The organism is Lutibacter flavus (assembly GCF_900188355.1).
GTDB lineage: Bacteria > Bacteroidota > Bacteroidia > Flavobacteriales > Flavobacteriaceae > Lutibacter > Lutibacter flavus.
Map to the genome: position 1 here is coordinate 423,131 of NZ_FZNX01000003.1, position 21,960 is coordinate 445,090.

Annotated in this window: 21 protein-coding genes; 14 read left to right on the forward strand and 7 right to left on the reverse strand. The window is 29.4% G+C overall.

Translation table 11 applies throughout. The features are described from left to right. Positions 1-15 precede the first annotated feature (15 nt). From CHB63_RS10790 to CHB63_RS10800, 3 genes are all read left to right on the forward strand, one after another. Entirely contained in the window at positions 16-699 is a 684-nt protein-coding gene (locus tag CHB63_RS10790) for a hypothetical protein (RefSeq protein ID WP_089378464.1), read from the forward strand. 8 nt (positions 700-707) lie between these two features. Further along, a complete protein-coding gene (locus CHB63_RS10795; protein WP_089378465.1) occupies positions 708-1,091 on the forward strand; it encodes an NUDIX hydrolase in 384 nt (127 codons plus the stop codon). Positions 1,092-1,172: 81 nt separating this feature from the next. Next, the gene (locus CHB63_RS10800; protein WP_245856917.1) at positions 1,173-2,099 is read left to right on the forward strand and encodes an RluA family pseudouridine synthase; all 927 of its coding nucleotides are present in this window, start codon (positions 1,173-1,175) and stop codon (positions 2,097-2,099) included. A 197-nt stretch (positions 2,100-2,296) separates the two neighbouring features. On the opposite strand, the gene CHB63_RS10805 is transcribed toward CHB63_RS10800, so the two are convergent. Next, the gene (locus tag CHB63_RS10805) at positions 2,297-3,085 is read right to left on the reverse strand and encodes a S1/P1 nuclease (protein WP_089378466.1); all 789 of its coding nucleotides are present in this window, start codon (positions 3,083-3,085) and stop codon (positions 2,297-2,299) included. Positions 3,086-3,197: 112 nt separating this feature from the next. On the opposite strand from CHB63_RS10805, the gene CHB63_RS10810 reads away from it, so the two are divergent. From CHB63_RS10810 to CHB63_RS10825, 4 genes are all read left to right on the forward strand, one after another. Further along, a complete protein-coding gene (locus tag CHB63_RS10810) occupies positions 3,198-4,058 on the forward strand; it encodes an SPFH domain-containing protein (RefSeq protein WP_089378467.1) in 861 nt (286 codons plus the stop codon). A gap of 82 nt (positions 4,059-4,140) precedes the next feature. Next, entirely contained in the window at positions 4,141-4,305 is a 165-nt protein-coding gene (locus CHB63_RS10815) for a DUF4177 domain-containing protein (protein WP_089378468.1), read from the forward strand. 179 nt (positions 4,306-4,484) lie between these two features. After that, complete coding sequence (locus tag CHB63_RS10820; protein ID WP_089378469.1) at positions 4,485-4,655, forward strand: Arc family DNA binding domain-containing protein; 171 nt, start codon at positions 4,485-4,487, stop codon at positions 4,653-4,655. Further along, positions 4,655-5,569 (forward strand): aldose 1-epimerase, encoded by a 915-nt coding sequence (locus CHB63_RS10825; RefSeq protein ID WP_089378470.1) that lies wholly within the window; start codon positions 4,655-4,657, stop codon positions 5,567-5,569. Before CHB63_RS10820 ends, CHB63_RS10825 begins: the two co-directional genes overlap by 1 nt. 175 nt (positions 5,570-5,744) lie before the next feature. Here the strand turns inward: CHB63_RS10825 and CHB63_RS10830 are convergent, their stop codons facing one another. Further along, positions 5,745-7,949, reverse strand: coding sequence for a S46 family peptidase (locus CHB63_RS10830; RefSeq protein ID WP_089378471.1), 2,205 nt, complete (start codon positions 7,947-7,949; stop codon positions 5,745-5,747). Positions 7,950-7,961: 12 nt separating this feature from the next. After that, positions 7,962-10,163 (reverse strand): S46 family peptidase, encoded by a 2,202-nt coding sequence (locus tag CHB63_RS10835; protein WP_394335314.1) that lies wholly within the window; start codon positions 10,161-10,163, stop codon positions 7,962-7,964. A gap of 100 nt (positions 10,164-10,263) precedes the next feature. Between CHB63_RS10835 and CHB63_RS10840 the strand changes: the two genes are divergently transcribed. The 4 genes from CHB63_RS10840 to CHB63_RS10855 all read left to right on the forward strand — a co-directional run bounded on the left by CHB63_RS10840 (position 10,264) and on the right by CHB63_RS10855 (position 13,569). Further along, positions 10,264-11,565 (forward strand): DUF819 family protein, encoded by a 1,302-nt coding sequence (locus CHB63_RS10840; protein WP_089378472.1) that lies wholly within the window; start codon positions 10,264-10,266, stop codon positions 11,563-11,565. A 53-nt stretch (positions 11,566-11,618) separates the two neighbouring features. After that, on the forward strand, positions 11,619-12,317 hold the full coding sequence (locus CHB63_RS10845; RefSeq protein WP_089378473.1) for a DUF4369 domain-containing protein: 699 nt from the start codon (positions 11,619-11,621) through the stop codon (positions 12,315-12,317). 115 nt (positions 12,318-12,432) lie between these two features. Next, positions 12,433-12,927, forward strand: a complete 495-nt coding sequence (locus CHB63_RS10850; protein WP_089378474.1) for an RNA polymerase sigma factor — start codon at positions 12,433-12,435, stop codon at positions 12,925-12,927. Positions 12,928-12,930: 3 nt separating this feature from the next. Continuing rightward, positions 12,931-13,569: a hypothetical protein gene (locus CHB63_RS10855; protein WP_089378475.1), complete on the forward strand. Its 639-nt coding sequence runs from the start codon at positions 12,931-12,933 to the stop codon at positions 13,567-13,569. 37 nt (positions 13,570-13,606) lie between these two features. Here CHB63_RS10855 and CHB63_RS10860 read toward each other — a convergent pair whose 3' ends face one another. The 4 genes from CHB63_RS10860 to CHB63_RS10875 all read right to left on the reverse strand — a co-directional run bounded on the left by CHB63_RS10860 (position 13,607) and on the right by CHB63_RS10875 (position 19,167). Beyond that, entirely contained in the window at positions 13,607-14,407 is an 801-nt protein-coding gene (locus tag CHB63_RS10860) for a TIGR00266 family protein (RefSeq protein ID WP_089378476.1), read from the reverse strand. A 15-nt stretch (positions 14,408-14,422) separates the two neighbouring features. Further along, entirely contained in the window at positions 14,423-14,884 is a 462-nt protein-coding gene (locus CHB63_RS10865; RefSeq protein WP_089378477.1) for a DUF4442 domain-containing protein, read from the reverse strand. 71 nt (positions 14,885-14,955) lie between these two features. After that, entirely contained in the window at positions 14,956-16,059 is a 1,104-nt protein-coding gene (locus CHB63_RS10870) for a hybrid sensor histidine kinase/response regulator (protein ID WP_089378478.1), read from the reverse strand. Between the two features lie 9 nt (positions 16,060-16,068). After that, positions 16,069-19,167 carry a PAS domain S-box protein gene (locus CHB63_RS10875; RefSeq protein WP_089378479.1) on the reverse strand — a complete coding sequence of 1,033 codons (3,099 nt, stop codon included), beginning with the start codon at positions 19,165-19,167 and terminating at the stop codon, positions 16,069-16,071. A gap of 239 nt (positions 19,168-19,406) precedes the next feature. On the opposite strand from CHB63_RS10875, the gene CHB63_RS10880 reads away from it, so the two are divergent. Genes CHB63_RS10880 through CHB63_RS10890 form a run of 3 tightly spaced genes read left to right on the forward strand, consistent with a single transcriptional unit; the run spans position 19,407 to position 21,899 of the window. Then, positions 19,407-19,778 (forward strand): DUF4870 domain-containing protein, encoded by a 372-nt coding sequence (locus CHB63_RS10880; protein ID WP_089378480.1) that lies wholly within the window; start codon positions 19,407-19,409, stop codon positions 19,776-19,778. A gap of 32 nt (positions 19,779-19,810) precedes the next feature. Beyond that, positions 19,811-20,155, forward strand: a complete 345-nt coding sequence (locus CHB63_RS10885) for a PadR family transcriptional regulator (RefSeq protein ID WP_089378481.1) — start codon at positions 19,811-19,813, stop codon at positions 20,153-20,155. Continuing rightward, a complete protein-coding gene (locus tag CHB63_RS10890; RefSeq protein ID WP_089378482.1) occupies positions 20,148-21,899 on the forward strand; it encodes a PspC domain-containing protein in 1,752 nt (583 codons plus the stop codon). Before CHB63_RS10885 ends, CHB63_RS10890 begins: the two co-directional genes overlap by 8 nt. Positions 21,900-21,960: the final 61 nt, after the last annotated feature.

Consider the following 21,960-nt stretch of genomic DNA (forward strand, 5'->3'; position numbering starts at 1 on the left):
AATTAAAACCTGAAAATGAATATTTCATTAAAATTACTTCTTGGTCTTTTATTAATCAGTGTCGTTTCGGTTAATTCATATTCGCAAAACGATACTACAAAAATTAAAAGAATTGACAATGAAACTAACCAAACCAAAAGTACTAATCAGTTAAAAGCAAAATCCTTAAACATAAAAGCAAATCCAAATTCGCAAATTGATTTAACTATTGATAAAAAATTAAATACAGCTGCAATTGATAAGAATTTGAATGAAAATAAAGCTAACAGAAATCAAAATTTCATGTTAGAAAATTTACCGGAAGACAACGATATTATTGGTAAAAAATATTGGAAAGGTAAAGATGTTACGCATCAAAAATTAGCAAGTAATTTTAGCTTAGGAACTGTTAATAGTAAAACTAAAACCGTAAAGGTTGAATGTAGAGACTATAGTTATGTTGACGGAGATAGAATTAGAATTTACGTTAACGAACAAGTTGTGAGTGACAATATTGGCTTAAAAGCAAATTATTATGTTTACTATATAAATTTAGAAAAAGGATATAATAGAATTGATTTTCAAGCATTAAACCAAGGCCTTTCCGGCCCTAATACTGCAGAATTAACTTTGTATGATGCCAACGGAAACCTTATTTCCTCCAAAGAATGGAATTTAGAAACTGGGCAAACTGCCACTTTAGGGGTGCTACATAATTAAAATTATCTATGGTTCTTGCTGCTTCTGGTATCATTTTAGAAAACAAAAAAATACTGTTATTACAACGTTCAAATTACACCGAAATGTATGCTGGTTATTGGGGTTGCCCGGGTGGACGAGCTGAAAAAGGTGAAACAGCAGAACAAAATGTAATTAGAGAAGTTAAAGAAGAATGCAATTTAAATTTTTCTCCAACAAAAATAATTAAAACTGGTATTTGGCAAGAACGAACCTATTATCGTTTTTTAGGTAATTGGTCTGGCGAAATAATAATTCAGGAAGAGGAAGTTATCGATTATAATTGGTTTTCATTCGATAGCGCTATTAAACTTCAACTATCATTTGATTATAAAGAAATATTAGAAATTCTTCATAAAAACAACTTTTTATAAATTATACTTTAACAATAAATTAATACCTCTAAAACAATGAAATTGTAACTTTTTTGTTTTAAAAACGTCTTTATTACTACAATGAAGACATTAACTAACCATAAATTAGATACCATTAAAATAATTCATTCTCATATTGTTCCAAAAAATACACTAAAAATTCGACTGCAAGAGTATGCTCCAAAGATTTTTGAAGTATATATCCCTTCAAATAGTGGAGTTAAAAAAGCAATTAAACGTGGACAAATTTTATCAAATGGTGAAATTGCACAAACTGGAACTTGGGTTAGTGATGGTCAACTATTACAGCTTATTGAAGATCCAGAAGCTAAACCAAAAGTTTTTGAATATAATTTAGATGTTGTTTTTGAAGATAATCATATTGCGGTTATTAACAAACCTCCAGGTATTACGGTTAGTGGTAATTCATTTAAAACTATATTTAATGCATTGCCTTTTAATTTAAAAAAAAGCACTGAACTCGATGGGCTTTTTAAACCAACTCCTGTGCATAGATTAGACAACCAAACTTCTGGATTATTACTTGTTGCCAAAACAAAAACCGCTCAAATTGAATTAGGGAAACAATTTGAAAATCAGACTATTCAAAAAAAATATTCCACGATAGTTATTGGTGAAGTTCACAAAAACAGAATTATTAATTTACCTATAGAAAATAAAGCTGCTGAAACTCATTTTGAAATAATAAAAGTTGTTAAATCATTAAAATATAAAGAGTTATCATGTTTAAAAGTGTTTCCTAAAACAGGTAGAACTCATCAAATTAGAATTCACATGGCCTCCGTTGGACATCCAATTTTAGGCGATAAATTATATGGTAACACAGAAACTATACACAAAGGAAAAGGGTTGTTTTTGTGCGCTTCAGAAATAAAGTTTTTACATCCAAAAACGTTTTTACCAACCCATATTAAAATTGACATCCCACATAAATTTAAATCCCTGCTCGCTAGAGAAAAAAGACGATGGAATACTTATAATTTGTAATCTATCAACTAAAAAAAACATTATTATTTAAGTTTTATTGTAATTCCTGCCTTCGAAGAATTGACAATACTCAATGTCATACCTGCGTAAACATGTATCCATATTTAAAATTAATAATGGGAAAACCATATCACACTAAATAGATTCCTGCCTTCGCAGGAATGATAGCATAAGACGGAATGATAGGGTAAAAAGTATTAACTAAACAATTCATTTAAAACTTTGGCGAGTCTAATTCCTCCTTTTTGTAATTGAGAACGCACCAAACCAAAATTATCATACATATACTTATATCGTAAATTTTCACCTACTTCTGCCGAACCATAAGCCTTAATGGCAAAGCTCTGTGTTTCATTTACCCAATCTTCTAAGGTTCCTTTTTGTAAAAATTTCACCTGTTCTTTAGATATTTCATCTGAATTTTCAGCTAGTTCGGTAAAGGTCATATTATAATACTCAATCATTTTGGAGTCCCAAACAGAATGTAAATTTGTACCATTATCAAACCATTGAACCTGAACTGTATTCCCCCCTTTATCTTCTGCTCTACCAACGTGCATTGGTTGATGTAAATCTCCAATAAAATGCACTAATAACTTCAAATAAAATGCCTTATCATCTTTACTAGAATTTTCATCCAAAATAATTTCCTGGCATTTTTTTATACCAGTAACTAAATCTCCATTAGGGTTTTTCTCTGAATCTTGATAACTAACATCAAATGACATATTTACATAATGCCAGGTATAAAACTCTCTATAACGTTTGTCAGATTTTATATCGTCTCCAAAAGTAGATACCAATGCCAAACTTTGTCCATCTAATAATTCCGCAATTTTACGCTTTGTTTTTCCTTTTAAATACCCTTCAGCAATTTTACCAACAGTTCTATGTCCAGTTGCTCCCCAATCGGGCGTTGTTGCATTTACCGTTGAAAAAGTAATTAAAAAGCCTAATAATATATAAATTGATTTTACTGATTTCATTTCTTATAATTTTCATCAAAGATAAAAAGAATGTTGTTAAATTATTTGTAAATGTCGAAATATTTTTTATATCTTTACGATATCATTTTAATATCACTTTAAATTTACAATTATGACACAAGAAAAAACAATAAAAGTCTCAAGTGGATACTTAATGCTGCTAATTTTAGTAATTCTTATAGTATCAATAATTTATGGAATAACTCAAGCGAATCCATTTATAATAATACCATCTTTCCTTTTATTTGTTTGTATTATTCCTGGCTTTATACTTGTAAATCCAAATACATCAAAGGTATTATTACTATTCGGGAAATACATAGGTACCATAAAAGAGAACGGGTTTTACTGGGCGAATCCTCTATACAAAAAAAGAGGTATTTCGCTTAGAGCAAGTAACTTTGATAGCGAACGCGTTAAAGTAAACGACAAATTAGGAAATCCAATTATGATTAGTACAATTTTAGTTTGGAAAGTAAAAGATACTTTTAAGGCTGCTTTCGATGTTGATAATTACGAGAATTTTGTACGTGTTCAATCTGATGCAGCTGTAAGAAAACTAGCTAGCTTGTATCCTTATGATAATTTTGAAGATGATGGTCAAGATGAAGAGATTACACTTCGTGCTAGTGTAAATGAAGTTAGTGAAGCCTTAGAAAAGGAACTTTCGGAACGTTTAGATATGGCAGGAATTGAAGTTTTAGAAGCTCGAATAGGTTACTTAGCATATGCACAGGAAATTGCAAACGCTATGTTAAAACGTCAACAAGCAACGGCAATTATCGCTGCAAGGCATAAAATTGTTGAAGGAGCGGTAAGTATGGTTGAAATGGCAATTGAAAAACTAGGAAAAAACAATATTGTTGAACTAGATGAAGAGCGAAAGGCTGCAATGGTAAGTAATTTAATGGTGGTGCTTTGTTCAGATAAAGACACTACTCCAATTGTGAATACAGGAACTTTAAATCATTAAAATGGTTCTATTTTTAATATATATCACCTTAATAATCTGTAACTTAATTTATATTACATTTTTTATTTAAAAACTCGAATCAATGAAAGAATATAAAGTTATTAAAAAGAATTTTTGGAAAAAAGACGATGTTTTTGAAGATGCCTTAAACCAATTTTCTAGAGAAGGCTGGGAAGTTAAGAGCGCAGTTGGAAACGGACATGGAGATTTTTCAAAAGTAATTTTAGAAAGAGAGAAAAACCGATAAACAAGCAAGCACTAAAAGATGAAAATATATTTGCTAAATTAGTGCTTATAGATTCTATGAATCATGTACTAAAGATTGTAAAAAACCCAATGGAAAATCAACAATCCTATTTTTTGGATAATTTTCCTTTATCAACAAAACTAATAGCAAACATAGTAGCATTTATAAAAGAATAATTAATGTCTAAAAAGAAAGCATTTGCATTACGAATTAACGAAGACATGCTCAAAGCAATAGAAAAATGGGCAGCTGATGAATTTCGTTCCACTAACGGACAGTTAGAATGGATGCTAAACAAATGCTTAAAAGAAGCAAAAAGAGCCCAAAAAAAAAATAATCCAGAAGATTAATGTATAGCATAAAGATTAAGAAAAACGACAACCCACTTCTAAATGAAGTTATAATTTCAAACGAAAACATAAAATTTAAAAGTATAATATATCCCAATTTAGGCGCTTCAATTCAAAAGTTAAAGCAAAATGAAATTGATATAATTGACGGAATATCAAATAATCAAGCCGGATTAGATGTATACAAATCAAAATATAATTCATCTTGGTTATTTCCATTTCCTAATAGAATTCCAAATGGAAAATATTCTTTTGAAAATAAAGAATATGAGTTAGAAATAAATGAATCTAATTTAAACAACAGATTACACGGCCATATTTTTAACAAAAGTTTTTCGATTAAAAACCATGAAGCAGCTAATAATAGTGCAAGCGTTACTTTTAGTTATTCTGATGAGGGTTCAAGCAAAGGATATCCTTTTCCTTATGAATTGGAAATTACTTATAATTTTTCACCAAATAAATTAAATGTTGATTTTTATGTGTTAAACACTGGAAAAACGGCATTTCCTTTTGGAATTGGTTGGCATCCATATTTCAACTCAAACAACATTAGCAATAGCGTTTTAGATTTTAAAGCTGACAACCAATATTTGATAGATGCTCAAATGATTCCAATAACTGAAACTCCATTAAAATTTGAAACTCCGTTAGAATTGAATGGTACTTTTTTAGATGATTGCTTTATAACTAAACAATCTGAAGCATCGTTTAAAACAGATACCTATAAAATTGATATCGATTTTTCTTCTGATGTTCCAAATAGTTTTTTACAAGTTTATACTCCTGACACACGAGATTGCATTGCCATTGAACCTATGACATGTGCTCCAAATAGCTTTAATAATAAAAATGGATTATTAACTTTAGAGCCTACAAAAAATTATAACTGGAAAGTTGATTTGAAGTTTTAAATAAGGTGTTCTATTTTTTATAAAAAAGGCTGTCTAAAAAGTGAAATTCTGTGTCATATTGAGCCTGTCGAGATATATTAATCTTCTTGAAATCAACTTCGACAGGCTCAGTCTGACATAACAAATTTTATTTACTTTTTAGACAGCCTCTTTATATTATTACAAAACCTAAATTTTAATTTTTAGGATGTACAATTGTCATTTCATCAATCAGGTTTTTTGCTCCAGCATATTTATCAATTATAAATAATACATATCTAATATCTACTGAAATACTTCTAACAATATCAGCATCAAAATACAAATCACTCATAGTTCCTTCCCAAGTTGTATCAAAAGCTAATCCAATCATATTTCCATTTGCATCAAGTATTGGGCTTCCAGAGTTCCCACCAGTCATATGATTTGTTGTCAAAATATTTACTGGCATTTTTCCATTTTCACCATATTGTCCATAATCTTTAGCATCATATAAATCACGTAATTTTTGAGGAACATCAAACTCATAATCTCCAGGCACATATTTTTCCATCACACCTTTTAAAGTAGTTCCAGTTGTATAAGCTACGCCATCTTTTGGCTCATACCCTTTTACCATTCCATAATTTACTCTTAAAGTACTATTTGCATCTGGAAAGAAACGTTCATTCGGAAAAACCTCCATTAAAGCCTTCATATATTTTTTCTGAACTGCTTCCAACTCCAGATTTACTTGTTGAAATTTTGGTTCAATTTTATTATAAAATGCTCCGTGTAATTCTTTACCAAATTGATATGCCTTATCTTCATTTAATCTTTTAATTACTTCTTCAGCAGAACCTGATAATAATTCGGTTGCACCTTCTAATGTTGTTAACTTAGAATTTAAATAAATATCATTAGTTAAAGATGTAAAATCAACATTTGCCATATTTGAAGGCAAATATTCTTTAGGAGATTTGTCAGCATATAACTTTACCAATTTTTCAAAAACTGGTTTATCAACCATAGCGCTATAATTTTTAAACTTTCCTTCATAACCGTTTAAAACAGCTTCTCTTCTATTTTCAAAGGCATCAACTCCACCTCTTAAAAAAGCCTGTTCTAATTGGTATGCACTAAATGTAATATTTAACAATTCAACATTTCTATAGGCAACTTCAATCCAATAATCACGTGCTAAAGAAACACTTTCAATTTCTTTATACAATCTCTCAAAATCAGATAACAAGGTTTTATATCCAACTAAATCTTTTTCTTCAACAATTTTAGAAAACTCAGCTTCTAATTCACGCTTTTTCTCAATTGCATTTGTTTGATTTATCCCCTGGCTTTCTCCAATCCATTTTTTCCAATAATTAGCTATTGAAGCAAACTTAGAAGCGTATTTTATTTTTATTGCATCATCCTTACGCATATAAGAATCAACAATTTTTAATGCATTGTCTCTTATTTCTATTTTAGCTGGGTTTAGAACATTTGCAATTTGGTTTACACCAACTGCTGGTAAATATTCATTTGTTCTTCCAGGAAATCCAAATACTAACGTAAAATCATTTTCTTCAACACCATCTAAAGATATTGGTAAATAATGATTTGGTTTATAAGGTTTATTGTCTTTTGAAAATGCCGCCGGACGGTTATTTGCATCAGCATAAATTCTAAACATAGAAAAATCTCCGGTATGGCGCGGCCACATCCAATTGTCTGTATCTGCTCCAAATTTCCCAATAGATGTTGGAGGTGCTCCAACCAAACGTACATCTGTAAATTTTTCAGTTACAAATAATAAATACTGATTTCCTTTAAAAAAGGATCTAACATAAGACTCTTGCCAAGCTTCCTTTGCAACCTCTTTATTTACTTTTAAAATATTTTGGTTAATTAATTTCATTTTTGAAGCTTCGTCCATATCATCATTAACACCTTCAAAAACTTGAACTGTTACATCGTCAATTCTTTTAATAAAAGTTGCACTTAAGCTTTCATTTGGTAATTCTTCTTCATAACTCATAGCCCAAAAACCATCTTTTAAATAATCGTGATCAACAGACGAATGAGATTGAATTACACCATAACCACAATGATGGTTAGTTAACAACAATCCGTTTGGAGAAATTACTTCAGAAGTACAACCACCACCAAAGTGAGCAATTGCATCTTTTAAACTTGAATTATTTACATCATAAATATCATTTACAGACATTTTCATACCCAACTGAGCCATTTCATCGGCATTCATTCCTTCCAATAATGAAGGAACCCACATTCCTCCTTGAATATCTCTAGTATCCTGTACTGTTGGTATTTCTGCTTTTTTAACTACTGTTGTTGTTTCCTGAACTGTTTTACAGGAAGCTACTAATAATGCTACTATTAAATAGAGTTTTATATACTTCATCGTTTTATATTTTTACTTTTTTGGGTGAACTAATGTCATTTCTTCAATTAAATTTTTTGCTCCTGCATATTTATCAACAATAAACAGCACGTAACGGATATCAACCATAATGTTTCTACAAATGTCTGGGTCATAATTCATATCACTCATTGTACCTTCCCAAACTCGGTCAAAATTCAATCCTATTAAATTTCCTTGCGCATCTATTGCCGGACTTCCAGAATTACCTCCTGTTGTATGGTTTGTACCAATAAAGCACACAGGCATTTTTCCATTTTCAGCATATTGTCCGTAATCTTTTGCTTTGTATAAATCTTGTAATTTTTGAGGAACATCAAACTCATAATCTCCAGGTACATATTTTTCCATAACACCATCTAAATAAGTGGTAGTGTTATAATAAACTCCATCTCTTGGTTCGTAACCTCTTACCTGTCCGTAAGTTACACGCAACGTACTATTAGCATCCGGGAAGAATCGTTTGTTTGGAAAAACTTCCATTAAACCTTTCATATATTGTTTTTGAACAGCAACCAATTCCATATTTAATTGTTGGAATTTAGGTTCAATTTTATTGTAAAAAACAGCATGTAATTCTTTTCCAAATTGATATGCCTTATCTTCATTTATATTCTTAATAACCTCTTCAGGAGAACCAGTTAGCAATTCCTTTGCTCCTTCTATTGATGTAAGCTTAGAATTTAAATAAATATCATTTGCTAAGGCTCCAAAATCAACACCAACCATATTTGTTGGCAAATATTCCTTTGGAGATTTCTGTGCGTATAAAGCAACTAATTTTTCAAAAACCGGTTTATCAACAACAGCACTATAATTTTTATAAACACCTTCAAATCTACTTAAAGTAGCTTCTTTAGTTTTTTCAAACGCTTCTACACCTCCTCTTAAATAAGCCTGTTCTAATTGATATGTTCTAAAAGTTATTCCTAACAATTCAACATTTCTATAGGCAACTTCAACCCAATAATCACGCGCTAGTGAAACACTTTCAATTTCTTTGTATAATTTTTCAAAATCTGACAACAACGTTTTGTAACCGGTTAAGTCTTTTTCTTCAACAATTTTAGAAAATTCAGCTTCTAATTCTCTTTTCTTCTCAATTGCATTTGATTTTTCAATTCCCTGATTTTCACCAATCCATTTTTTCCAATAGTTAGCAATAGATGCAAATTTAGATGCATATTTGATTTTAATTGCAGGATCTTTACGCATATAAGAATCAACAATTTTTAAAGCATTTTCTCTTATTTCAATTTTTGCAGGATTTAATACATTAACAGTTTGGTCTACTCCAACGGCAGGTAAATACTCATTTGTTCTTCCTGGAAATCCAAATACCAACGTAAAATCTTTTTCAGCAACACCATCTAGTGATATTGGTAAATAATGATTTGGTTTGTAAGGCACATTATCTTTTGAATATTTCGCCGGGCGATTATTTGCGTCCGCATAAATTCTAAACATAGAAAAATCTCCGGTGTGGCGAGGCCACATCCAGTTATCTGTATCTGCACCAAATTTTCCAATTGATGTAGGTGGAGCACCAACTAAACGAATATCGTTATACTCTTCAGTTACAAATAAAATGTATTGATTTCCATTGTAAAATGACTTAATATTGGAATTTTGCCAAGCTTCCTTTTGTGATTCTTTGTTTACTTTTAAAATATTTTGATTGATTAACTTCATTTTAGAAGCTTCATCCAAATCATCAGAAACTCCTTGAAAAACCAAAGTAGTAACATCATCTATTCTTTTGATAAAAGTTACAGACATACTTGGATTTGCCAATTCATCTTCATAACTCATAGCCCAAAAACCATCTTTTAAAAAATTGTGATCTACAGAAGAATGTGACTGAATTGCTCCATAACCACAGTGATGATTTGTTAATAACAATCCGTTTGGAGAAATAATTTCTGACGTACAACCTCCATTAAAATGAACAATGGCATCTTTTAAACTTGAGTTGTTTACATCGTAAATGTCTTTGGCAGTCATTTTACTACCTAACTGTTGCATTTCTTTTTCATTTACACCTTCTAACAAAGAAGGAATCCACATTCCACCTTGAATTTCTCTGGTATCAACTACTTCGGGCTCTGCAATTTTTACAGCTTGGGTTGTTTCCTGCACTGTTTTACAAGAAACTATAAATAAGGCTAATAAAAAATAAAGTTTTATATATTTCATTTGGTTAAATTTTATCTAGCAAATATAAGAAACCAAATATTGATTTTTTACGAATAAACACATAAAAATTGTTAATTTAGCCCAAATTCAAAATAAACGTATGGATACTACACCCTTTTTTACACAAGACACAATTGCCTTTGGAATTTTAATGTTAACACTAGGTTTTGTTTTCTACACTTCTTCAAGTGAAAATAAAGGATGGAAAAAGTTCTATAAATACGTTCCTGCGCTATTAATGGCTTATCTATTGCCAGCCATTTTTACCTCTGCCGGTATAATTGCTCCTGAATGGGAATCAATTAATGAAATTGGGGAAGTAACAACACATAGCTCTCAACTTTATTACGTAGCTAGTCGATTTTTACTACCTGCTGCTTTAATTTTAATGACATTGAGTATCGATTTAAAAGCGGTTTTTAATCTAGGCCCAAAAGCCTTAATTATGTTTTTAACAGGTACCGTTGGAATTATAATTGGTGGTCCAATTGCTATTATGTTAATTTCAATGGTATCACCAGAAACTGTTGGTGGCGCTGGACCAGATGCTGTTTGGAGAGGTTTAGCCACATTAGCAGGAAGCTGGATTGGTGGCGGTGCAAACCAAGCCGCAATGTTAGAAATTTATGAATACAATCCAAAGAAATATGGAGGAATGGTTTTAGTTGATATAGTAGTTGCCAATTTGTGGATGGCAATTGTTCTAATTGGAATTGGAAAATCTGAAAAAATAGATAAATGGTTAAAATCAGACACTTCTGCAATTGAAGAATTAAAAGAAAAAGTTTCGTCTTATTCATCAAAAATTTCAAGAAACCCATCATTATCAGATTTAATTATAATTTTATCAATTGCATTTACAATTGTGGGATTCTCTCATTTTGGTGCCAATGCAATATCAGGGTTTCTAAAAGATAACTTTGAAGCCGTTAGCGATAAAAGTTCGGCGCTTTCCTCGTTTGGATCTCAATTTTTCTGGATGATAAGTATTGCTACCATTTTAGGAATTATTGCATCTTTCACAAAATTAAAAACATATGAAGGTGCAGGTGCCAGCAAAATAGGAAGTGTTTTTATTTATATTTTAGTTGCTACCATAGGGATGAAAATGGATTTAAGTAAAATTTTAGAAAACCCAGGTCTTATATTAGTAGGTGTTGTTTGGATGACCATTCACGTTATTTTATTGGTTTTGGTTGCAAAACTTATTAAAGCACCTTACTTTTTCTTAGCTGTTGGAAGTCAGGCAAATGTAGGTGGTGCTGCATCAGCACCAGTTGTGGCAGCAGCTTTTCATCCATCACTAGCCACCGTTGGAGTTTTATTAGCTGTTTTTGGCTATGTAGTTGGTACCTATGGAGCTATGCTTACCACTGAATTAATGCGAATAGTTGCACCTTAATTTTTATATAAATTAAAATAAAAATTAGATATTTGCCCTATAAACTTTATTAAATGAAAAAAATAGTTAGCTGTATTGTTATTATCGCATTTTTAGCGTCTTGTTCTAAAGAAAAAACAGGAAGTATGGTTGTTAATGGAAACATTGACGGTTTAAAAAAAGGAACTGTTTACCTGCAAAAAATTAAGGATACTTTGTTAATTTCTGTTGACTCCGTTCAATTAAATGGAAATAGTAATTTTGTGCTTGTAGATGAAATAACTAGTCCTGAAATATATTATATTACGCTTGACAAGAAAGAGAACGAAAAAATTGAATTCTTTGGTGAAAACGGAGAAATTACAGTAAATTCTAAATTAGCTAAATTAACAACCTCAGTTAAAATTAGTGGCTCTAAAAATCAAGAATTATTAGATCAGTATTATAATATGATAAAACAATTTAGAGGGAAAGAGCTAGATTTTATTAAATCTAAATTTGAAGCTCAACGAGATAATAATGACTCATTATTATTAAATCTGGAAAAAGAAGAAGCTAATTTAATAAAGCGAAAGTATTATTATTCTACAAATTTTGCAATTCAGAATAACGATAAGGAAGTTGCACCTTATATTGCTTTAACAGAATTATACAATGCTAATATTAAATTATTAGACACCATTAATAATAGATTATCAGAAAATATAAAAACATCAAAATATGGTTTGAAATTGGATAAATTTATTAAAACCATTAAAACTAACGAAGAATAAAATTTAAATAATGATATAAAAAAAGCAACTCAATTGAGTTGCTTTTTTATTTTAACTCTAAAGTTGTAACATTTTAATTTTAAATGCTACATATAATAGAAACTAACTCAAACCTGTGAACAAAGAACTTGAACATAAATTTATTTCTGAGTTTCAAGAACATCAGAAAATAATTCATAAAGTATGTAGGATATATACTAACAATCAAGAATCTCACAATGATTTGTTTCAAGAGATTACAATTCAACTTTGGAAAGCATATCCAAAGTTTAGAGGCGATTCGAAACTAAGTACATGGATGTATAGAATTGGGTTAAATACCGCAATTACATTGTACAGAAAATCTAAGCGTACCATAAAAACGCAAGATTTTGACACTGTTTTACATAGAATTAAATCTACAGATTATGATAATACGGAAGAAGAGCAATTGAATTTAATGTATAAAGCAATTCACCAATTATCAGACATCGACAAAGGTTTAATTTTCTTGTATTTAGAAGATAAGAATTATAGAGAAATATCGGAAACATTAGGTATTTCAGAGGTTAATGCACGAGTGAAAATGAATAGAATTAAGACTCGCTTAAAAACAATATTAAATCCGTAAACTATGGATGAATTAGAATTATTAAAAAAAGACTGGAAAAAGCAGGACGCTAATTTTCCAAAACTATCTTATAATGAGATCTATAAAATGATTCATAAAAAATCATCTTCAATTGTGAAGTGGATTTTTATAATATGCATTGCTGAACTCTTTTTCTGGAGTGCTATAAACTTGTTTGTTCCAGAAAAATATTTAGAAATTTATGAGAAATTTAATCTAAAAACCTTTTTATATATAACTCAAGGATTACATTATTTTGTTATACTCGTATTTATTTATTTGTTTTATAAAAATTACAAATCAATATCTGTTATTGACAACACCAATTTGTTAATGCAAAAAATTATTAAAACTAGAAAAACTGTAAACTACTATGTTTATTACAATATTACATTATATGTTTTATTATCAATTGTAGTAAATATTATTATGTTTTCAAATCCTGAAACTTTAATTGAAGCTCTAAATCCCGATAATAAAGCAATTGATGATGATAAGTTTTTTAATATTATGCTAATTGCCCAAGTAATTGCTTTATTTGTTGTTCTTGGACTATTATGGGGTTATTATAGAATAATATATGGGATCCTTTTAAAAAGATTAAATAGAAACTTTAAAGAGCTAGAAACTTTAAATGATTAAATAAAAAAACCGAAGCTAAGCTTCGGTTTTTCTATTTTTATATTCTGTTATCGCCATCTAAAATATCTCCAATACCACCTAAAATACTTCCTTCTCCTCTACGCTTTGTGCCAGTTTGAGGTGCTAAAGCCAACACTCTACCAGCTAACCTACTAAATGGCAAAGATTGTACATACACAGTTCCAGGGCCTTGTAAAGTAGCAAAAAACAACCCTTCACCTCCAAAAACAGTATTTTTAATTCCTCCAACAAATTCTATATCGTAATTAACTTCTTTAGTAAAACCAACAACACAACCTGTATCAACTTTTAAAATTTCTCCTGGCTGCAATACTTTTTTAGACATATTTCCACCAGCATGTACAAATGCCATTCCATCACCTTCCAATTTTTGCATTATAAAACCTTCACCTCCAAAAAATCCTCTTCCCATTTTTTTTGAAAACTCTATTCCAACAGAAACTCCTTTCGCAGAGCACAAAAAAGCATCTTTTTGGCAAACAAACTTACCTCCTAACTCACTTAAATCAATCGGGATAATTTGACCTGGATATGGTGCTGCAAAAGAAACTTTCTTCTTTCCAACTCCAGCATTTGTAAAAACGGTCATAAACAAACTTTCACCAGTTAACAATCGCTTCCCAGCTGAAAAAAGTTTACCCAAAATCCCTTCATCCTGGTTTGAACCATCTCCAAAAATAGTGTCCATTGTTATTCCATCGTTCATCATCATAAAACTACCAGATTCTGCAACAACTCCTTCTTGTGGATCCAATTCAATTTCAACATACTGCATTTCTTCCCCATGTATGTGATAATCGATTTCATGTGCGTTCATAATAATTGTTTTAAGTTATTTTTTTGATTTCAATTTAACACTCCATTCAAATTCATACACTGAGACCTGCTCACCTTGCTCATTTAAACCAACAGATTTCATTGTTATTGTTTGCCCTTCACCTGTGGAAATAGTTCTTTTCAAAGCTTCATCAATTAAGGCGCCATCATTACAAGTAAATGTAATTAAACCAGTAGCTTTTTTAGTAAACTTACCATTGTGATTTGTAACTAACATAGATATTGGCTTACCACTTTCTTTGATTTTTTTTATAACAATAGCTCCTGTAGAAAGCTCTGATGCCATAGATTGAACCGCAAAATACATTGATTTGAAAGGGTTTTGATTTATCCATCTGTGACGAACGGTAACGATGGCTTTTGAGGAATCTAAAATTTTTAATTTTACCCCACATAAAAAAGCGGAAGGTAATTTAAACATTAAAAATTTATTCATTTTTTTTACGGTAACCTCCATATATTTTATTTTGAGGTTAAATTAAAAAAAAGATATAGTTAATTTGTTATTTTGGTAAAATATTTACTTTTTTATAAAGCACATTCAAGGTCGAAAATAAATTTACTTCCTAATTCAAGTTTACTTTCCACTCTAATTTCGCCATCATTTTTAGAAATAAACTCTTTACAAAGTATAAGTCCTAATCCTGTACCAGTTTCATTATTAGTACCTTTTGAAATAAAATTATGTTCTATTTTAAATAGTTTATTTAAATCTTCATAACTCATTCCAATCCCATTATCTTTTATCTCAGTTTCAATAACTTTTTTATTATTCACAAGTAATTCTTTCGATGAAACAACAATTTCACCTCCATTTGGTGTAAATTTAATAGCATTAGAAATTAAATTTCTTACAACTGTGGAAATCATTTTTTCATCAGCATTAACAACCAAGTTTTCATCAAATTGAGAATTAAAATGAATATTTTTTGCTAAGGCTTGTGGCGTGTGCCCCTCAATATTTTTATTTAATAAACTACTTAAATTAATGTTGTTTTTTTCTGATTTCAAACTTCCATTTTGAATTCTTGCCCAATTCATTAGATCATCTAGAATTTCTAATGAAAACATTGAAGATTCATAAATATATTGAATAAAGCTTTTAATTTGTTCCGTTTTCAATTCATCAAAATCTTCTTTTAACAATTCAGAAAATCCAATAATATTAGCTAATGGGTTTTTTAAATCATGTGAGATTATTGAAAAAAACTTATCCTTAGTTGCATTTTGACGTGCTAATTCTTCCGTCTGATTTTTTAATTTAATATGAGTGTTTATTCTAGCCAATAATTCTTCACTATAAAATGGTTTTGTTACAAAATCAACACCACCTGCTTTAAATGCCTCATTAACACTTTCCGAATCTGTATTTGCTGTTAAAAAAATGATTGGAATATTATCAGTTTCTTTATTTTTCCTTATTCTCCTACACGTTTCATAGCCATCCATTTCAGGCATTTGAATATCCAAAAGAATTAAATCAGGTTTAGTTTTTTCTAAAATGCTTAGGGCTAATTTACCACTTTTGGCCATCCTAAAATCATAATTACTTCCCGTTAGAACATTTGCAATTAATTTGAGGTTATTTGCATTATCGTCAACAATTAGTATTACTTTTTTTAAAGTTTCCATAATATTGTATTAAGATTTAAACCAATTAATCACCTCTTCAAATTCCATTTCATTTATACAATTCTCTATAAAATCATATGAGCTATTTGTTTCTATTTTAAGATCTTCTAACAAGTTCTGAAGTAATATAAAATCGCCTTCAGCAGCTGCAGAACAAATTTTATCTTTCATTATTAGCGGTACTTCTAAAGGAGTACTTTCCTGATTTTCCACTATTTTTCTATTTCTCTTTTCATAAATAAAATCAACACCACCTTTATCTTGTAATTCAAATAATAATACATTAAATATTACAGGTTTTTTTATAAAAACTGTAGCTCCTAAATCCATTATTTCTTTTTGCTCCGATTCCAATGCACTTGCACTCACCACAATTATTTTAACATTGTGATTCCCTGAAATTTCAAATATCCTTCTGGTTGCTTCAATTCCATTCATAATTGGCATAACAACATCCATTAATATAATATCTGGTTTCCATTTTTCATATAATTCAACAGCTTCTTTACCATTTTCAGCCATTTTAATATCAAAACCTAATGGATTTAACTTTTTAAATAATATATCTCTATTTTCAAATCTGTCATCTACAATAGCTATTTTTAAATTTTTATTGTTTTCACTTAATCCAATAACTTGTAATTCTTCCATTTCTTCTTTTAAAATAGTTTCCAAGCTCTCAGAATATTCAAAATTAAAAGAAAACGTAGAGCCTTTTCCTAATTCGCTTTCTAAAACAACATCGCCATTCATAAGATTAGAAAACTTTTTACTTATTGCCAATCCTAAACCTGTACCACCTATCACTCTATCTCCATTTTGAGCTTGTTCAAAAGGTTTAAATATAGTTTCTTGTTCTTCTTTTAAAATACCTTGCCCACTATCTTTTACATTAACCTGCAATATCCCATTAGATATTTTCGATACCGAAACTTGAACAAATCCTTGTTTAGTAAACTTAATTGCATTTCCAACTAAATTAATAATTACTTGTTTAATCTTAGATTCATCTGCCTTAATTACCTTAGGTACATCCTTTTCAATATTGAAAGATAAATCTATTTTATTTTGAGTTGCTTTAATTCTGAATAACTGCTCAACTTCTTTTAAAACTTCAGTAAAATTGAAGTCACTTAATTTTAATGAAATTCTTCCCGCTTCTATTTTAGACATATCTAAAATATCATTTATTAATGCTAGTAAATGCTCACCGCTTTTATTAATGGTTTTTAAATTTTCCTGTTGCACTTTAGTTAAATTATCATCTTCCTGTAAAAGTTGAGAATACCCTAAAATAGCATTCATTGGAGTTCTAATTTCATGACTCATATTAGATAAAAAAGTGGACTTTGATAGATTTGCAGCAATGGCTTCATCTGTTGCATTTTTTAATTTCTCATTTGATTTTACGCGCTCAGTAATATCATTTGAAGTTCCTATAATACCAATTATTTCATTATTTTGATTTACAAAAGGAAGCTTGTTAGAACTAAATATAAGCTGCTCTCCATCATCTATAAAAGTTTCACGAAATTTTAATTTTGGAATTCCAGTATTCATAATCTCGAGCTCATCGTTCCTTGTAATATCTGCAACTTTTTTACTATTCAAATCATAGTCCGTTTTACCAATAACCTCTTTATCACTTTTAAAAGATAATGCTTCATAAAAACATTTATTACAGCCTAAAAACCTCGATTCTTTATCTTTCCAAAAAACTCTTATTGGAATATTATCTAACACTTTTCTTAAAATTTCTTTAGCAAGTGTCGCTTCTTTTATTGCTTTTTTTAACTTAATTTCACCTTCTTTACGCTCCGTAATATCTTCTGAAGTACCTATAATACCTATAACGTTATTGTTTTCATCAAAAAATGGCAATTTACTTGTTGTAACCCATCTTTTTGTACCATTTATAATAAGTTGCGTATGATAATTTAATTTTGGTTTTCCACTTAACATAGTGGCAACATCGTCTGCCCTATATTTTTTTGCATCTTCCTTATTATTAAAATCAAAATCGGTTTTTCCAATTACTTCATTTTCATTACTAAAAGAATTTACCTCTAAAAATGATACATTACAACCCAAAAATTTAGATTCTTTATTTTTCCAAAACACTTTTACAGGAATATTATCCAGTACTTTTCTTAACACCTCTTTTGAAATTGCTAACTCTTCTAAATTCCGTTTTCTTCCTATTGCTAAACAAATTTGTGATGAAACAAACTTTAGCAGGTCAATGTCACTTTCCTTATATGCGTTTTCATCATCATAGCTTTGTAATACAATAGCACCAATTACAACATTATTCAGTTCTAAAGGAACACCCAACCATACTTTAGACATTCGACCCATTAATTCAACTTCCCCAGATTTAATAAGATTTTGGAACTCTTCAGATTTAATTAGTAGTGGTTTTTTACCTTTTATTAAAAAGCCTGTCAATGACTTTCCAACTGGGAAATCTTCTTTTCCATTTTCACCAGAAACAAATGGTATGTTAATAGTTTGGTTTTCATTATTATAAAATGCAATATAAGAATTCGAAACATCAATTAATCGACCTAACTGATTGATTATATATTCATTATAATTTTTTAAGTCTTGGTCCTCATATCCATACTGAGAAATGTTTAATAATACCTCTTGTATATCATTTGCTCTTTTAATGTCTGTAACATTTCTTATGATACCTTCATAGTATAAAATATTTCCACTATCATCATATATATTTCTTCCGTAATCTTCAATCCAAATTATTGACCCATCTTTTTTGTAGACACGATGCATTTCTTTCTCTTTGTCACAAAACTGATCAATAACACCTTCTCTATCTTTTAAATTAAGGTAAAGTTGTGTTTTAATGTTTATTTCTAACAATTCTTCTTTAGAATCATATCCTAACATTTCAACCAATGCAGTATTAACAACTATAAATTTTCCATTAGGATTGCTTTTATAAATTCCGTCCAAAGAATTATTAAAGATATTTTCACATTTTCTATTATCATGTTGCATAGAATATATAATATCCTCTTTTTCTTTTAAAAGAATAAGGAGTTCTTCTTTAGTTAAGTTTTCATAAAAATTATTTTCAACTCTCATTGTCAAGTAATTATAGTTTTTAATGTTTTAAACCATTTATATTATAAACACAACCATTTATATATATATTCAAGTCAAATATACAAATATTTAAGAAGCCGAAATAATTATTTAACATTAAATAAAGCATTTAACAATATTTAAATTTGTTAAAATATTGTTAATTTATAGTACTATGTCTTGCATACTACTATCTTTTATACATATATTTGCATAAGAAACTAATAAAACCATTAATTATGATAACTCAAAATGATAAAAATTACAGTTCAATCACACATTTAAGTGGTTTTGCCGGATGGTTTTTTCCATTTGGAAATATTATTGCGCCACTTGTATTATGGTTAGCTAAAAAAAATGAAAGTACCTATATAGATGCTCACGGAAAATCTGCAGTAAATTTTCAACTTAGTTTAATTTTTTATTGCTTTTTATTAGCCTTACTAATAATCCCTATTGCAATTTTAACTCTTGGCCTGGGTTTAATAGCAATTTTAATAGGAATTATCCCAGCAGTAATTTTAAAATTTATATTAATAATTTCTGCGAGTATAAAAGCAAATAATGGTGAAGATTATCATTATCCATTTACAATTGAATTTATAAAATAGCAATACGCTTTTAATATATTAAATCTTAACAAATGAAGATAGAAAACACAAAAGCACAAATGCGAAAAGGAGTTTTAGAGTTTTGCATACTTTCCATTTTACAACATGGAGATGCATACACTTCTGAAATTTTATCGCAGCTAAAAGATGCAAAACTATTAGTTGTAGAAGGTACAGTGTATCCTTTACTAACTAGATTAAAAAATGCCGGCTTACTCAGCTATCGCTGGGAAGAATCGACATCTGGACCACCAAGAAAATATTATGCCTTAACTGAAACAGGAAAATTATTTTTAAAAGAATTAAACACAACTTGGAGTGACCTTGTAGAAGCAGTAAACTTAGTAACTACCAATAAACCAACCGAAAATGAATAAGACAATAAATATAAATTTAGGAGGTATCTTCTTTCATATTGATGAAATAGCTTATCAAAAATTGAAACTTTATTTAGATGCCATTAGACGATCTTTAAGTGATGATCCACAAGGAAGAGATGAAATTTTAAATGATATTGAACATAGAATTGGTGAATTACTTTCTGAAAGAATTAAAGACGAACGTCAAGTTGTTAATGAAAACGACATTGATGAAATTACTAAAATCATGGGGAAACCTGAAGATTATTTAGTTGATGAAGAAATTTTTGAAGATGAACCAAAATATAGATCTAAATCACCTTCAAAAAAATTATTTAGAGATGGTGACGATAAATTTTTAGGAGGAGTTTGTTCTGGATTGGGTCACTATTTTGGAATTGATACCATTTGGATGCGTATAATTTGGTTAGTACTAGCGTTTGGATTTGGATTTGGATTTTTAGTTTACCCATTATTATGGATACTTATTCCGCAAGCCGAAACCACTGCAGAGAAGCTACAAATGAAGGGTGAGCCAGTAAACATTAGTAACATCGAAAAAAAAATTAGAGAAGAATTTCAAGATGTTTCTACAAGAGTTAAAGATGGCGTTAATGATGTAACTGAAAAAGTAAAAAGTTCTGATTTTAAAAAAAACGTTGAGAACAAAACAAAATCAGGAATTCAAGAAATATTGGATACTTTAGGTAAAATACTAATTACATTATTCAGCATTTTTGGTAAATTTATTGGTGCCCTGCTAATTTTCATTGCAGCTGCAACTTTAATTGGACTTATAATAGGTGCATTCTCATTAGGTAGCTTTGGAATTTTAGGATTTGATCACGGATTTATTCATCATCCCCCATTCTTTTTCGATTCCATTATACCAACCTGGTTACTTATCATATTTACTTTTATAGCAATTGGAGTACCGTTTGTAGTACTGTTTATGCTCGGGCTTAAAATATTATCTAGCAACGTAAAATCATTTAGTACAACAACAAAACTGTCACTTCTTGGAATTTGGATAATATCTCTTCTAGGCATAGGCTTTGCAGGTATAAATTTTGCTTCTCAAAACGCATATGATGGAGTATATATCCAAACAGAACAATTACCTTTTGTAGCAAACGATACTTTAAAAGTAAAAATGATTGGTGATGATAATAATTTATCAAATAGGAGTGAACTTACAAGACGCTATAGTTATGAGACTGTTTATGATCGGGATATTAAAAAATTGTATTCAACAAGAATAAATGTTGATCTTAAAACAACAGACAACTTAAATGCTTTTATAAAAATTAGAAAAGAATCATCCGGAAAAAACAGATTAAAAGCAAATAACAATGCCGAATCCGTTGAATACCAATTTAATTTATCTAATAATGATTTATTGCTAAATGGATATTTTTTAACTGATTTTCAAAATATGGCTAAAGAACAATTAATAGACATAACTGTTTATTTACCAATCAATACCATTATTTATTTAGATAATTCTACCCGTACATTTTTAGATGATGTGGATAACATTCAAAATATTAATGACCTAGATATGGCTAAACATTACTATAAAATGACCGAAAACGGTTTGGAATGTTTAGACTGTGATCCAAGTATTTTTGGTGAACGATACAAAAGAGAAAATGAACATTTTAAATTGAATATTGATAGTAATGGTGTTGAAATTAAGGTGAATGACGGCGATAATAATGCTCAAATAAAGATTGATGAAAACGGAGTGAAAATCGAATAATAACAGTTCGTACTAAAATATCAACAGTTCATCCAACTTAATTAAATTCTAAGCTAAAATC

Coding starts and splice junctions, on each gene's coding strand:
- CHB63_RS10830 (WP_089378471.1), bottom strand. CDS start 7,949: ATGAAGTATATAAAACTCTATTTAATAGTAGCATTATTAGTAGCTTCC.
- CHB63_RS10810 (WP_089378467.1), top strand. CDS start 3,198: ATGACACAAGAAAAAACAATAAAAGTCTCAAGTGGATACTTAATGCTG.
- CHB63_RS10880 (WP_089378480.1), top strand. CDS start 19,407: ATGATAACTCAAAATGATAAAAATTACAGTTCAATCACACATTTAAGT.
- CHB63_RS10875 (WP_089378479.1), bottom strand. CDS start 19,167: ATGAGAGTTGAAAATAATTTTTATGAAAACTTAACTAAAGAAGAACTC.
- CHB63_RS10815 (WP_089378468.1), top strand. CDS start 4,141: ATGAAAGAATATAAAGTTATTAAAAAGAATTTTTGGAAAAAAGACGAT.
- CHB63_RS10800 (WP_245856917.1), top strand. CDS start 1,173: ATGAAGACATTAACTAACCATAAATTAGATACCATTAAAATAATTCAT.
- CHB63_RS10890 (WP_089378482.1), top strand. CDS start 20,148: ATGAATAAGACAATAAATATAAATTTAGGAGGTATCTTCTTTCATATT.
- CHB63_RS10820 (WP_089378469.1), top strand. CDS start 4,485: ATGTCTAAAAAGAAAGCATTTGCATTACGAATTAACGAAGACATGCTC.
- CHB63_RS10790 (WP_089378464.1), top strand. CDS start 16: ATGAATATTTCATTAAAATTACTTCTTGGTCTTTTATTAATCAGTGTC.
- CHB63_RS10845 (WP_089378473.1), top strand. CDS start 11,619: ATGAAAAAAATAGTTAGCTGTATTGTTATTATCGCATTTTTAGCGTCT.
- CHB63_RS10825 (WP_089378470.1), top strand. CDS start 4,655: ATGTATAGCATAAAGATTAAGAAAAACGACAACCCACTTCTAAATGAA.
- CHB63_RS10840 (WP_089378472.1), top strand. CDS start 10,264: ATGGATACTACACCCTTTTTTACACAAGACACAATTGCCTTTGGAATT.
- CHB63_RS10805 (WP_089378466.1), bottom strand. CDS start 3,085: ATGAAATCAGTAAAATCAATTTATATATTATTAGGCTTTTTAATTACT.
- CHB63_RS10855 (WP_089378475.1), top strand. CDS start 12,931: ATGGATGAATTAGAATTATTAAAAAAAGACTGGAAAAAGCAGGACGCT.
- CHB63_RS10860 (WP_089378476.1), bottom strand. CDS start 14,407: ATGAACGCACATGAAATCGATTATCACATACATGGGGAAGAAATGCAG.
- CHB63_RS10795 (WP_089378465.1), top strand. CDS start 708: ATGGTTCTTGCTGCTTCTGGTATCATTTTAGAAAACAAAAAAATACTG.
- CHB63_RS10835 (WP_394335314.1), bottom strand. CDS start 10,163: ATGAAATATATAAAACTTTATTTTTTATTAGCCTTATTTATAGTTTCT.
- CHB63_RS10870 (WP_089378478.1), bottom strand. CDS start 16,059: ATGGAAACTTTAAAAAAAGTAATACTAATTGTTGACGATAATGCAAAT.
- CHB63_RS10865 (WP_089378477.1), bottom strand. CDS start 14,884: ATGGAGGTTACCGTAAAAAAAATGAATAAATTTTTAATGTTTAAATTA.
- CHB63_RS10885 (WP_089378481.1), top strand. CDS start 19,811: ATGAAGATAGAAAACACAAAAGCACAAATGCGAAAAGGAGTTTTAGAG.